15 protein-coding genes are annotated in these 12,883 nt (G+C 68.2%); 6 read left to right on the top strand and 9 right to left on the bottom strand.

Annotated elements, in window-relative coordinates:
- Positions 1-266 precede the first annotated feature (266 nt).
- Positions 267-602: a hypothetical protein gene (locus ASF49_RS22290; RefSeq protein WP_055958910.1), complete on the top strand. Its 336-nt coding sequence runs from the start codon at positions 267-269 to the stop codon at positions 600-602.
- Positions 603-968: 366 nt separating this feature from the next.
- Here the strand turns inward: ASF49_RS22290 and ASF49_RS22285 are convergent, their stop codons facing one another.
- On the bottom strand, positions 969-2,405 hold the full coding sequence (locus ASF49_RS22285; RefSeq protein WP_055958914.1) for a YncE family protein: 1,437 nt from the start codon (positions 2,403-2,405) through the stop codon (positions 969-971).
- A complete protein-coding gene (gene copM, locus ASF49_RS22280; protein WP_055958917.1) occupies positions 2,402-2,857 on the bottom strand; it encodes a CopM family metallochaperone in 456 nt (151 codons plus the stop codon). Before copM ends, ASF49_RS22285 begins: the two co-directional genes overlap by 4 nt.
- A 182-nt stretch (positions 2,858-3,039) precedes the next feature.
- Here copM and ASF49_RS22275 point away from each other — a divergent pair, with 182 nt between their 5' ends.
- Genes ASF49_RS22275 through ASF49_RS22255 form a run of 5 tightly spaced genes read left to right on the top strand, consistent with a single transcriptional unit; the run spans position 3,040 to position 6,007 of the window.
- Positions 3,040-3,423 carry a COG4315 family predicted lipoprotein gene (locus tag ASF49_RS22275; RefSeq protein WP_055958920.1) on the top strand — a complete coding sequence of 128 codons (384 nt, stop codon included), beginning with the start codon at positions 3,040-3,042 and terminating at the stop codon, positions 3,421-3,423.
- Positions 3,424-3,436: 13 nt separating this feature from the next.
- Positions 3,437-3,946 carry an RNA polymerase sigma factor gene (locus tag ASF49_RS22270; protein ID WP_055958922.1) on the top strand — a complete coding sequence of 170 codons (510 nt, stop codon included), beginning with the start codon at positions 3,437-3,439 and terminating at the stop codon, positions 3,944-3,946.
- Complete coding sequence (locus ASF49_RS22265) at positions 3,943-4,752, top strand: anti-sigma factor family protein (RefSeq protein ID WP_055958925.1); 810 nt, start codon at positions 3,943-3,945, stop codon at positions 4,750-4,752. Before ASF49_RS22270 ends, ASF49_RS22265 begins: the two co-directional genes overlap by 4 nt.
- The gene (locus tag ASF49_RS22260; RefSeq protein WP_055958927.1) at positions 4,749-5,639 is read left to right on the top strand and encodes a LysR family transcriptional regulator; all 891 of its coding nucleotides are present in this window, start codon (positions 4,749-4,751) and stop codon (positions 5,637-5,639) included. The genes ASF49_RS22265 and ASF49_RS22260 overlap by 4 nt, the downstream gene beginning before the upstream one ends.
- Positions 5,636-6,007, top strand: coding sequence for a YidH family protein (locus ASF49_RS22255; protein ID WP_055958930.1), 372 nt, complete (start codon positions 5,636-5,638; stop codon positions 6,005-6,007). The genes ASF49_RS22260 and ASF49_RS22255 overlap by 4 nt, the downstream gene beginning before the upstream one ends.
- Positions 6,008-6,010: 3 nt before the next feature.
- On the opposite strand, the gene ASF49_RS22250 is transcribed toward ASF49_RS22255, so the two are convergent.
- The 7 genes from ASF49_RS22250 to ASF49_RS24025 all read right to left on the bottom strand — a co-directional run bounded on the left by ASF49_RS22250 (position 6,011) and on the right by ASF49_RS24025 (position 12,569).
- A complete protein-coding gene (locus ASF49_RS22250) occupies positions 6,011-7,096 on the bottom strand; it encodes a molybdopterin-dependent oxidoreductase (RefSeq protein WP_055958933.1) in 1,086 nt (361 codons plus the stop codon).
- Between the two features lie 78 nt (positions 7,097-7,174).
- Complete coding sequence (locus tag ASF49_RS22245; protein ID WP_243214752.1) at positions 7,175-8,263, bottom strand: beta-propeller fold lactonase family protein; 1,089 nt, start codon at positions 8,261-8,263, stop codon at positions 7,175-7,177.
- Between the two features lie 80 nt (positions 8,264-8,343).
- Positions 8,344-8,682, bottom strand: a complete 339-nt coding sequence (locus ASF49_RS22240) for a c-type cytochrome (RefSeq protein ID WP_055958939.1) — start codon at positions 8,680-8,682, stop codon at positions 8,344-8,346.
- An 11-nt stretch (positions 8,683-8,693) separates the two neighbouring features.
- A complete protein-coding gene (locus tag ASF49_RS22235; protein WP_055958942.1) occupies positions 8,694-9,917 on the bottom strand; it encodes a molybdopterin-dependent oxidoreductase in 1,224 nt (407 codons plus the stop codon).
- Positions 9,918-10,161: 244 nt separating this feature from the next.
- Positions 10,162-11,223 carry a YeiH family protein gene (locus ASF49_RS22230; RefSeq protein WP_055958946.1) on the bottom strand — a complete coding sequence of 354 codons (1,062 nt, stop codon included), beginning with the start codon at positions 11,221-11,223 and terminating at the stop codon, positions 10,162-10,164.
- A gap of 182 nt (positions 11,224-11,405) precedes the next feature.
- A complete protein-coding gene (locus ASF49_RS22225) occupies positions 11,406-12,044 on the bottom strand; it encodes a 2,3-bisphosphoglycerate-dependent phosphoglycerate mutase (RefSeq protein ID WP_055958948.1) in 639 nt (212 codons plus the stop codon).
- Positions 12,045-12,413: 369 nt separating this feature from the next.
- The gene (locus ASF49_RS24025) at positions 12,414-12,569 is read right to left on the bottom strand and encodes a hypothetical protein (RefSeq protein ID WP_156375892.1); all 156 of its coding nucleotides are present in this window, start codon (positions 12,567-12,569) and stop codon (positions 12,414-12,416) included.
- Positions 12,570-12,883: the final 314 nt, after the last annotated feature.

Raw genomic sequence — 12,883 nt, 5'->3', positions numbered from 1 at the left:
GCCTGGCCGGGACTCCCCGTCAACCCGAAGTCGAAGGGATCCACACGGCATGGTGAACGATCCGTTTCCGGGGGTGCTGCAGCACGCGTCCTGAGTGATTGCGGATTTCGCTCTTGATGAATCGCCGATGTGGAAAACTGAAACGCCCAAAAATATGCTGAGGAAATGCTGCGCTCAGCACGAGGTGCGCACGAGGGCGTGCCGAGAGGGTGTCGAGGGCGTGACATGTCATGGTGCCTTGCACCTCGTCACGGCATCATCCGCCCATGAGCACTCCCCGCCCCTCATTCTCGGCCGCCCGTGCACGCGAGGCCAACCGCGCCGCCAAGGCTGCCTCCCGCGCCCGGGCAGCGGAGGCGGGCGCGCCGGATCCGGCGACGCTCGACCGCGCGATCGCCGACGGGCTGGCGGTCGTCATTGCAGGCGCTCCCAAGGGGTACCGCCTCGCGAGCCCGATCGACGCGGGTGCGGTCATCCTAGCGGCGGCGGCCGCGCTCAAGGCACGCACAAAGCGGGGCCTAGCAGCCGGGAAGAACCCCGTCATCTACCGCCGGGAGGCCGTCTCAGCGGCCCTGGCGGCCCGTCTCGGGCTGGATCCCTGAAGCCTGAAAGTTCGCAATTTCCGCGTTACACTGGATAGGAGTAACGGGGGGAGGAGATGAGCTGGTCGAAAGCACTCGACTGACGCGTCGCCTCTTCGCGGCACCTTCCTCTACGCTGGAGAAGCTGCCGGTCGGGGCGTGTCCCGATCTAGTGGTCCGAACCTGACGCTTGGTACCCACCTGCGAAGTCGCAACTGGTGGGAAGCGGACCCTGACCCTTCGCCCTGAAGCGGACGTTCCGCCTCCGACCCAACTAGGTCATAGGAGCAATCTAACGGCGGCCTCGAAAGCAGACGTTGCAGCCGGACGCGCGCTGCGAACGCATGCTCTCGGATTCCCGCTTCCCGCGCTCGTGAGGCCGCCCGTTCAATCCACAGTCTGCATCTGGACGACGCCGCCGAGTTCACCGGGCTTGCCCGAGACCACCACGAGGTAGCGCCGGCTCGCGCCGGCATCCGTGCGGGTGATCTGGCGGATCGGGCCGATGGCGTTGACGATGGCCGCGCCGGCCGGGTTGGTCATGAAGGCGGCGAGCGGCTCCAGGCCGGCGGCCCCCTTCGGATCGGCGGCGAGCGCCAGGACGAACGGCGTCTTCGGCGCCAGTCCCGTGACCGCGGCCTGCAGGGTCTGCAGCACGCCCTGGTCGAACAGGGTCACCTGCGTCGCCGGCTTGCCATCGGTGCCTGCGAGCGTCAGCGCGCTGGTCTTGCCGGCTGCGCCCAGCGGCTGGAGGTTCTGCTTTCCGTCCCCCTCCGGCACGGCGTTCGGGACGTAGGCCACGCCCTGCGGCCCCTGGCCGATCGGAACCTCGGCGATCACGGTGTTCGATGCGGTGTCGATCACCGCCGCCTTGTCGGCGTTCTCTAGGCCGACATAGACGCGGCTGCCGTCGCCCGAGGGCCAGAGCCCGTGCGGCAGGGCGCCGGTCGGGATGGTGGCGACCTGGGTGAAGTCGTCGGTGCGGAACACCTTGACCTGGTTCAGGCCGCCGATCGTCACGTAGGCGAACTGGCCGGCCTTGGTCGAGACGATGTTGACGTGGTTGGTGATCGGCCCGGTCTCGATGGTCTTCAGCGGCGCGAAGGGCGGCGTCGCAGAGAACACCTGGGTCCGGCCGACATCCTTGAGGGTCAACCACACCTGCTTGCCGTCCGGTGTCGCGGCGATGTCGGGGCAGAACGGGCTCTCCTGCTTCACGCGCCCGACGATGGTGTGGGTCTTCGTGTCGATCACCACCGTCTCGGGGCTGAAGCTGGAGCAGACATAGCCGTAGGCGCCGTCCGGCGAGAAGATCGTCATGCCGGGCCCGTTCGGCACGGTGATCCGGCGCGTCTCCTTGGCGGTCGCGGCATCGAGTACGGCGATGTAGTCCTCGCCGCGCACGCTCACCCAGGCCTCCCGGCCGTCCGGCGTGAAGAAGGCCTCGTGCGGCGCGCGGCCGACATAGGCCGTGTGGCGGACCGTGTTGGTCGCCGTGTCGATGAAGCTCACGGAGTTCGAACCGATCGAGACCGCGAGCAGCGTCCTGTGGTCGGGCGAGAAGCCCATGCCGTGGACGAGGAGCTGGCCGCGATAGAGCGGGCTCAGGTTCATCGGCGTCGGGTCGCCGAGCCGGATCACGCCGAGCAGGACGTTGGCGGCGGGATCGACCACCGAGACCGTGTTGGAGAACTGGTCCGAGGTGTAGAACCGGTCCCTGCCGCTGACCGGCACGTCCGGTGCGGAGGCTGCGCCCGGGGCCTGCCCGGCGAGAGCCGAGCCGGAGAGCAGCGCGAGCGCGAGGAGGGTGAGGGCGGTCTTCATCGGCAGATCTCCGAAGGCATCTCGGCGGCAGGGGCCGTGCCATGGTGGTGAAGGTGGGCGGCTGCGGCGGACGAATCCGGCGCGGGAGGGAGATCGGCGAGCGCCCGGCGCATCACCGCGATCTCCTGGCCCTGTTCGACGATGATCCCCTGCGCGAGGCGGCGCAGGACCGGATCCTTGCCGTAGAGCAGCTCCGCCTGGGCCATCGCGATCGCGCCCTCGTGGTGCGGGATCATCATCGCGGCGAAGTCGCGGTCCGGATCGCCCGAGGGCGGGACCATCATGTCGGCATGCATCCGCGTCATCGACTGCGCCATCACCGCGTCGAAGGACGCGGAGACGACGGCCGGCGGCTCGGCAGCGGCCAGCGTCGGGGGCATCATCATCCGGCCGCCGACGAGGCCGCCGGCCATCACGGCGGCCGTGAGCGCAAATCCCAATGCTCCGCGCATGAGCCGTCCTCCCTGTTCGTTGTCGAGGGGAGAGATGCCGGGGAAACGGTTTTATTCCCTGGCCGGGGACGAATTCGCGGCCCTGCCGATGTGATCGATCTTTTCCAAATGTCAGTGGAATAGACGCGCCCGTTCGGCATCTCTCCCAATGCGGTCATGGTCGACCGCCGGAGACCTCACTCATGCGCACCATGCTGATCCGCGCCGCCTTTGCGGCCTTCGCCTTCTCCGCCGTCGCCGCCCAGGCCGCTGCGCCTGCGATGACGGCCGAGACTGCCAAGGGGCCGGCGCTCGTCGATGCCAAGAGCATGACCCTCTACACCTTCGACAAGGACATGGGCGGCAAGTCGATGTGCAACGGCCCCTGCGCCGCCAACTGGCCCGCCCTGATGGCGGCGCCCGGCTCGGCTGCTAGTGGCGACTGGACGATGGTGACGCGGGACGACGGCACGATGCAGTGGGCCTATAAGGGCAAGCCGCTCTACACCTTCGCCAAGGATACGAAGCCCGGCGACATCACCGGCGACGGATTCCTCAACGGTGCATGGCACATCGCCAAGCCCTGATCGGTAAAGCCTCGTGGACGAGATCGCTGCCCTCATCGAACCGCAGATCCCAGCGTTGCGGCGCTACGCCGTCGCGCTGTTACGGGACCGCGAAGCGGCGGACGACCTCGTCCAGGACACTTTGGAGCGGGCGTTGTCCGGCTGGTCCGGACGCCGCCGCGACGGCGACCTGCGGGCCTGGCTGTTCACGATCGAGCGCAACCTGTTCCTCGGCACTGTTCGACGCCGGGGCCGGCGCGGCGTCGATCTCGGCGCGGAGGCTTTGGAGCAGGTGCCTGATCCGGGTGCCGACCCCGAGACCGCTATGGGAGCCCGTGACGTGCTCACCGGGCTCGATGCGCTGCCCGAGGAGCAGCGCTCGGTGCTGCTGCTCGTCGCGGTTGAGGATCTGTCTTATGCGGAAGCGGCCCAGGTGCTCGGAGTACCGCTCGGCACGGTGATGTCGCGGTTAAGCCGAGCCCGGGAGCGGATGCGAAGTTTTCTGGAAACGGGCCGAACCGGCTTGTTGAGGAGGGTAAAATGAGCGGGGATCCGCGCCCGGTCGGCGAGGACGACCTGCACGGCCTGATCGACGGTCGTCTGGAACCGGAGCGGCAGGCGCTGGTCGAGGCATGGCTCAGGGGAAATCCCGCGCGGGCGGCCGAGGTCTCGGCGGATCGCGCCTTGCGCGAGCGCTTGCGTGCCCGCCTCGCGCCGATCGCCGAGGAGGCGATCCCGGCGCGGCTCAGGGTCGCCAATATCCGCTCGCGACATCGCCCGATAACCGGGCGCTGGCTTCCGGTCGCGGCTGCGGCCGTGCTCTGCCTCGCGGTCGGCGGTGCCGCCGGCTGGTTCGGCCATGCCGTGCGGCAGGTACCCACGGTCACGCTCGCGCGAACCGAGCCGGCGACCGACGACGCAGTGGCGGCCTTCCGCACCTACGTGGTCGAGGCGGTGCATCCGGTGGAGGTGCGCGCCGACGAGAAGCCGCACCTCGTGACGTGGCTCTCGAAGCGCCTCGGCCGGGCGGTGACCACCCCCGACCTCACGGCCTACGGCTTCCGCCTGATGGGCGGCCGGCTGCTGCCGGCGGGTTCCGAATCCGCCGCGATGCTGATGTACGATGACGATCACGGCACCCGGCTGACGCTCTACAGCCGCGTGGGCGATGCGGATGGCCGCACGGTGTTCCGCTTCGCCCGCGAGGGCGATGTCGCTGCCTTCTCCTGGGTCGATGGCGGCATGTCCTACGTCGTGACGGGTCGCACCGACGAGGCGCGGCTGTTGACCGTCGCGCAGGCGGTTGACGCGCAGGTCCGTGGATTGCCGGTTCCGCCGCGGCAACCATGACCCTCGACCAACTCCGCATCTTCGTGGCCGTGGCGGAGCGGCAGCACGTGACCCGGGCTGCAGAGGCGCTGAACCTCGTCCAGTCGGCAGTCAGCACGGCGATCGCCAACATCGAGGGGCGGCACGCCACCAAGCTGTTTCACCGGGTCGGCCGCGGGATCGAGCTGACCGAGGCGGGACGCGTGTTCCTCGTCGAGGCCCGCGCCGTACTCGCCCGGGCCGAGGCCGCCGAACTGGTGCTCGCCGACCTCAGTGGCATGCGACGCGGGACGCTGGCCCTCTATGCCAGCCAGACCATCGCCAGCGACTGGCTGCCGCGCCACCTCGTCGCCTTCCGCCGGGCCTACCCTGAGATCGCCATCCGGTTGGCGGTGGGCAACACCACCGACGCCGCCGACGCGGTGCGCGCGGGGCAGGCCGAACTCGGCTTTGTCGAGGGGGCGCTGGACGACCCGACGCTCGCGAGCACGACCATCGCGCAGGACCAACTGGTCCTCGTGGTCGCCCCTGGCCATGCCTTCGCCGAGGCGACCCACCTCGAACCCGAAAACCTCGCCGGGGTCGATTGGGTGCTGCGCGAGGCGGGATCGGGAACCCGCTCGGCCTTCGAGGCGGCCCTGGGTGCGGCCGGCCTCGCAGCCGCCCAGCTTCGGGTCACGCTCGAACTGCCCTCTAACGAGGCGGTCCGCGCCGCCGTCGAGGCCGGGGGCGGGGCCGCCGTCCTGTCCGAGACCGTGGTCGCCGCCGCGCTTCGGGCCGGGACCCTGGTCCGGGCGGCGTTCGACTTACCGAGCCGGCCGTTCCGGGTGCTGCGCCACAAGGAGCGCTACCGCAGCCGGGCCGCCGACGCGCTTCTCGACCTGATCGCGACAGCGAATGCCGGATGAGCGAGCTCGCGAAACCCGTGCCCCCCGACGATCCCCGGGTGAGACTCGCCGAGGATCGGACGGTTCTAGCGGCCGAACGCACCTTCGTGGCGTGGCTTCGCACCGGGCTCGCGTTCCTAGGCGTCGGCCTCGCCGCGCAGCGCTTCCTGCGGGAGGTGCTCGCGGTCTGGCCGCTGAAGGTATTGTCGCTGACGCTGATCGGCTGCGCGCTCGCCTCATTCGCCGGCGCCGTGTGGCGGGACCGGGCGATCCGGGCACGGCTCGCCCATTCCGAGATCCCGATGATGCCGCGCCTCCTCACCGTCGGGATTGCGGCCCTGCTCATCGCGATCTCCGGCCTCGCGGCCACCGCCCTGCTCTGGGCGTGAGGGTCAGGCCACCGTCACTCGCACCCGGTGCCAGGCGGCGCTGAGGTAACCCTTGTAGTTCCAGGTGTCGTCGGGGGCGGCCGGCTGGGTCTGGCCGGCGGAATCCCAGGCCCGCACCGCGAGCTCGTGCTCGCCCGCGGTCAGTTCGCGCTCGATCTCCCAGAACGTCCAGGCGTAGGGCGCGTCGGCATCGCGCTTGATCCGGGCTTGCGCCCAGCTGCGGCCGCCATCCGTCGAGACGTCGACGCGGGCGACCGCGCGGTCGCTGGCGATGGCGTAGCCGCGGATCGCGTGCCGGCCGGCCTTCAACGCAGCGCCGCGGGCGGGCTCGCAGATCGCGCTGTTCAACGGCATCGCCTCGATGGTGATGCCGTGGGCCGGGTCGGCGGTCTCGGCCGTCACGTCGGGCGGAAACAGCTTGTAGTCGTCGGCCTGCATCGGGTTGTCGGAGGGCCGGTCCTGCACCGTGATCCGGGCGAGCCATTTCGGGCTGCGGATGCCGGCAAAGCCCGGCACCACCACGCGTAACGGATGGCCGTGCTCGGGGGCGAGAGGCTCGCCGTTCATCGCGAAGGCAAGCAGCGTCTCGGGCGCCAGCGCCTTGGCGAGCGGGATCGAGGCGCCGAAGCGCGTGTCCGTGTCCGCGATCCGGTCGTGGCTCTCGAAGGCGACGTGGCGCTCATCATCCGCTTTGATGCCGGCCGCGCGCAGCACGTCGGCGAGCCGCACGCCGGTCCATTCCGCATTACCGATGGCGCCGGGCGCCCACGGGTCGCCGGAGACCGGGGCCACCGCCAGCATGTCGGCCCGGCGGTTGCCGGCGCATTGCATCACCGCCGTCACGGTGACGGGCGCGAAGCGTTCTTTGAGATCGGCGAGGGAGAGGTCGAGGGGCGTCGCGACCATCCCGTCGACGGTCAGGCGGTAGCCGTCGGCGTCGAGGTCCGGGATGTCGCCGTGGCTGCGGACGTAGAAGTCGGCTTGATCAGTCAGGAAGGCGGCCCGCAGGCGATCGAGCGGCGGCTCGGCGTTGTAGGGCGTCTTTCCGTGGACGATGAGGCGGTCCTTGCGCTGGAACAGGCCGAGCATGGGGTCTTTGTCCTGCGTTCGCGACGTGTCGAGATCGAGAACGCGCCGGGCGCCGAAAGGCACCCGGCGCGCGACGCTTCACGGCTTCATCGTCGAAACCACCGCGTTCTTCGCGCGGTCGACCACGGCCACGCTGAGGTCGCGGTTGAGGACGTACGCGTGGGCGTTGTCACTGGAGAATGCGATCGCCTGGCGCGGCTCGTTCAGCCCGGTCACCGTGGCGACGACCTTGAGCGTGTCGGTGTCGATCACCGAGAGCGAGTTGTCCTTGAGGTTGCCCGAATAGACGAAGCGCCCGTCCGGGGTCAGCGCGGCACCGTAGGGGTCCTTGCCCACCGCGACTTCTGACGTGACCTTGCGGGCGGCGACATCGACCACACTGACGGTGTTGCGGCCGCTGTTGGCGGCAAACAGCGTCTTGCCGTCCTTGGTGATCGAGATGGCGCGCAGCTTGTCGAACCCGGCGATCTCGCTGGTGATCTTGTTGGTGGCGGTGTCGACCAACGTGATCTTGTCGCCGAGGAAGTTCGTCACGAACACGGTCTTGCCGTCCGGCGACAGCTTCACGCCTTGGCGCGGCTGCGCAAAGCCGGGGATCACGGCGACTGCGAGCATGGTCTTGGTGTCGAACACGGTCAGCGTGCTCGCGGCCTCGTTGTTGACGTAGAGCTTTGTCCCGTCGGCCGAGAGCACCGTGCCGAACGCACCGGGGCCCGCGGCAAGAACGCCGGCTTCTTTGCCGGTGCCGGTCTCGTAGACCGTGATCCGGCCCGTGCCGCTGTCGGAGACGTAGAAGCGGGCGCCGTCCGGCGCGAACACGATGTTGCGCGGCGTGACGAAGCCGTCGAGGCGGCGGAGCACCGTGCCCTTGGCGACGTCGTAGACGATGACGGCGCTCTCCTCGCTGTTCGACACCGCGGCGACCGTGCCGGCGGCGTTCAGGGCGAGCGCGTTGTTCTTGATTGCGCCGTCGAAGCCGGCGGCGAATCCAGGTTGGTTCTGGGTGAGGAGCAAGGCAGCTCCGGCGAGGAGGGCGCGGAGGCTGGTACGGACGTGGGTCATGAAGCGTGTCTCTCGGGCATGCGCCCTCGTTCGACGGCCTGGGGCCGGCCGTGCGGGCGAGTTCGAAATCGGATTGCGTCGTGCGGGACCGGTCAGGCCGTGCATCGCCTTAGGGAGATGCCAGCGAGGGCGGTCTATTCCCCGAGGCCGGCGAAAAAAGCACGGCGGCCTCGGGATTCGAGGGTTCAGGGCGTGGGCTTCAACGCCGTGAGGTAATCGACGATGGTCTGCACATCGGCCTGATCGACCGGCGCTTTGTAGACGTGGACCATCTTGTTCACGGTCTCGGTCCACTGCGCCTTCGTGAGCTTGGGCTGGGTCAGCACCATCCCGGCCGAGTGGCAGGCGAGGCAATTGTTATTGACCGCCTCGGCTCCCGGCCCGTCCGGAAAGATCCGGTCGGACGTCGGAAATTCGATCGATTGCGAACTGAAGCGCATCGGCTCGGGAGCAGGCGCCGCGAGCGCCACCAGGGGAGACAGGATGAGCGCGGCGATGAGGGCCGCAGGGCGAATTGTGTTCATGGCTGTTCTCCTCAAGCGGCCTGGAAGGACACGGTCTCGATGCCGTTCTGCATGAAGCCGTTGGCGTTCCAGACTCGGTCCATGCCTTGCGCGACGCCCTTGGTATTGGTGCAGCGGACCCTGACCGTGTGGGTCCCGGCGGCCAGCGCCGGCAGGCTGCCGTCGAAGCGGCGGAAGCTGTAGGGGCCCTCGTCGGCACCGAGTTGCGCCGGGAACCACGTCGCCCCGCCGTCGCCGGAGAACTCGACCGCCTTCACCCCACAATCGCCGCCGAACGCGATGCCGCGGATGGCCACCGGCGTTCCGGCCGCCACCTTGGCGCCGTCGGTCAGGTTGGTGACGAACGAGCGCGGCACCATCCTGTTAATCGGCACTGTCTTGAACCCTGTCTGCCCGGGCTTGATGTTAGCACCCGGCACGTCGGGAATACGGTAGGCGGTCTTCATCCAATATTGTTCGTCGGGCTTGTCCAGCACCTCGATGTCGGACAGCATCTTGACCCAGTAGGTTGAGTACCAGCCCGGCACCACGAGCCGGAGCGGGAAACCGTTGAGCAGCGGGAGCTGCTCGCCGTTCATCGCGTAGGCGATCATCACCTCACCATTGTTGGCGTGGTCGAGATCGAGGGACTTCTTGAAGTCCGGCGCGTCGTCGACCACGGGCTCGTCGAGGCCGTTGAAGCGCACCTGCACGGCACCGGCCTTCACCCCGGCCTTTTCGAGCACGTCCTTGAGGCGCACCCCGGTCCAGCGGGCGTTGCCCATTGAGCCGTTGGCCCATTGCGCGCCGGGCACCCGCGGCTCGAACAGCCCGCGTGAATTGCCCGAGCACTGGTTGACCGCGGCGATCTCGAAGCGCGGCAGGCCGGCGATGGCATCGAGGGAGAGCGAGAGTTCCTTCTCCACATGGCCGTGGACCTTGAGCCGGAAGGTGCCGGCATCGACCTCGGTCGGGATCGAGGCCCAGTGCCAGCGCACGTAGAAGCGGTCGTTGGGGGTGAACACGCCCGCGTCGAACACCGAGAACGGCGTCTCCAGCAGCGGCGGATGGGTGCGCTGGAGGATCATCTCGCCCTTGCCCGGAAAGGCGGTGGTCAGCGCCCGCTCGTCCGGGCCGCCGGGCAGCGGCAGCTTCACCGAGCCCGCGGCCCAGGCCGGCAACGCGGCGCCGAGGCTGCCGAGCCCGAGTCCACCCAGGACGAGGCGGCGGTTCGTCGGTCTGTCCAATCCGTGCATGGTCTCTCCCCTTGAAGAATGTCGGCGTCGATGCGTTCGAGCGCATCGGGCCTCGTGGCGATTCCTCGCGACAAGGGAGATGCTACGGAAAGCGATTTATTCCCTCCAACGGTCTTTCGCGATGCGAACGATCTCCCGGTGCGATGATTCGAGAATTTTCAATCTCCCGCTTAATCCGGATTTCTTCGGGGCATCGCGCCGGATGAAAACCTGGATCGGTGGTGGAGCCGGATCCACACCCGGATCAGACAAGGCCCAGCACGTGGATCAGGCCGAGGCTGACGGCGCCGAGCGCGAGGAGCGAGGCGACTACCGCCAGCGTCACCCGCGCCCCGGCCTTGGCGACGCTGCGCACGTCGACCCCGAGGCCGAGCGCCGCCATCGAGACCACGGTCAGCACGTTGGCGGTCTCCGACATCGGCGCGAGCGCGACCTGCGGGATCAGCCCGGCCGAGCGAAGTCCCGCGAGCGCGAGGAATGCGAGGATGAACCACGGCACCAGGCGGTGGATCGCGAGGCTGGCGCGGGCCGGGCGGTCGCCGGCTGTGACGCCGGGGGCGGCCTCGTCGGTCTTCTCGCCCAGCCGGCTCGCGCCGAGCGAGAGCACCAGGACGACCGGGCCGAGCATCAGCACCCGGACGAGCTTCACCAGGGTTCCGACCTGGACGCTGAGTGCCGCGACCGGCGCGGTGGCGGCGAGAACCTGCGGAACAGCGTAGACGGTGAGGCCGGCGAGCACCCCGTACTGCATCGGCGAGAGACCGAGCAGGGGCACCAGTAGCGGCAGCCCGAGCACCACCAGCACGCCTAGAACCGCGGTGAAGGCGATGGAGGCGGCGACGTCCTCGCCGTCGGCACCAATCACCGGCGCCGTGGCGGCGATGGCCGAGTTGCCGCAGATCGAGTTACCGCAGGCGACGAGGATCGCCATGCGCGGGTGCAGCCCGAGCGCCCGACCGATGCCGTAACTCGACAGGATCGCCACCGTGACGACGCCCGCGATGCCGAAGAGCAGACCCGGACCGGCCGCCAAGATCGTCGCGAGGCTGAGCGAGGCCCCGAGAAGAACAACCGCGATCTCCAGTACGGTCTTGGCCCCGAAGGCGATGCCGGGAAAGAAACGTTGCGACGGGGTCCAGGCCGTGCGGATCGCGCTGCCGAGCAGGATCGCCAGCACCAGGGCTTCGAGCCAGGCGCGACCGAACAGATGCGCCTCGACGGCCTCGAAGCCGACCGCTGCGGCGGTGACCGCCACGCAGAGGCCCAGTCCCGGAAGGATGGCTTTCGTGCCGGCCAAGGCGCCCATCGATCGAGGGTGGGAGAAAAGTCTGGGCATGGACATGGATGGCTCCGATGTGATGCCAGAGAATCCCATGTCCCTTTCATTCACTCCAACGGAATGATCAGATGTTTCCCATCAACGGAATAGATGAAAAGGGGCCCCTTCGCGGCTTGCGGAGATCCATTCTGGGGGGCCGACAAGCGCATTCACCCGTCAATCCAGCGTGCCTTGATCGTCGTGTCCGCGGCAAACTCATAGATCCTGACGGAGCCCGTCGCGAGTTCGAGGTGCTCGACCTCCGCCGGGTTGAGGTCTTCGAGCGCCATCACAAGCGCCCGCAGGCAATTACCGTGGGCGACGACCAGCACGTCCCCGCCCATGACCGCCGGTAGGATGGATCGGAGGTAGCAGGGCACGATGCGCGCGACAGTGTCGCGCAGGCTCTCACCATTCGGCGGCGCATCAGCGTAGGAGCGGCGCCAGGTCTCAATCCGCACCGCCCCCCAGCGCGCATCGGCGGTGGTCTTGTCGAGCCCGCTGAGGTCGCCGTAGTCTCGCTCGTCGAGCGCGGCGAAGCGTTGGGGGATTAATCCGGGTTGCCCGAGCGCATCGAGGATAAGCCGGCCGCTCACGACGGCCCGCGTCAGCGTCGAGGTGAAGGCAACAGAAAAGCGCCAGCGGCGCTCGGCCAAACGCCGGCCGGCTGCCTCGGCTTCCATCCGGCCCTGCTCGGTCAAGGGCGAGTCCAGCAATCCCGTGAACAGGCCGGATCGGTTGGCTACGCTCTGGCCATGCCGGACCAGCACGAGACGTCGCGTGACCGGGGCTTTGCAATCGTGAATCACGCTGTCTCCCGAGGCAGAGCACTTTCGCGCCGGTGGCATCGCCTCTGATGAAGTCGGCATCCGGCTTTAACAAAATTCGACCCTGAGATGAGTTGGACCGACCGTCCGGAGACGGTGATTCATCCTTGGTCCGCTTTAGAACGTCTTGCGACTGAAAGCAGCCAAGCTGCTTGCCACCCTTCTCGGACGTTCACGGATGAGTACCAAGCGTCAGGTTCCGACCACTAGTACGACTGTGTCACGAAGCCCATAACAGACTGCAGAACCTGCGTTTTTCTCTCGCTGCCGCGCCGAGAAAGAGTGAGCAATATCAGGAACATAGAAAATTTTGTGACACAGCAGTACTAGGTGCCCGGCCCTCAACTCGGTCTAGCCGTGGGAATCCTTTATCCCCTCGCGGTAGCTGAGGCGGCACGGCTTGGCCGAGGGAACGACCTTCTTCACCCGCTCGCAGAAGGCGTCCATCGTGCCGGCATGAGCGACGGCGAGTTGCTGGGCCGCGTCGTCGCGGGTCCGGTCGGCCATCGCCGCGCCCCGGGACGCGTCGTAGCTCTTGATGATGCGGTCGTTGCGGATGCCGAGGAGGCGGCGGGTGGCTGAGATGACCTGGGCGGCTTGGGCGCGGGCGACCTGATCGACGAAGTGTGGGTAGCGTGACGCTCTAAAAGAAGCCCTTTGACGCTCTAACGCCGCGCAGGAAGATGGACATGCGCTTGAGCCACGTGAACTTCTTCAACAAAGTGGACAAGGCCTATAGGCGGCGACCCGAGGACTAACGGGGCGGAGCCCGCGACGACGTCGGCGCCCCTTACAGATCCGTGGCCTGCTGCTAAGCTCGA

Origin of the sequence: Methylobacterium sp. Leaf104, from assembly GCF_001422885.1 — a bacterium.
GTDB lineage: Bacteria > Pseudomonadota > Alphaproteobacteria > Rhizobiales > Beijerinckiaceae > Methylobacterium.
This window is presented reverse-complemented; position numbering and strand designations above follow the sequence as displayed.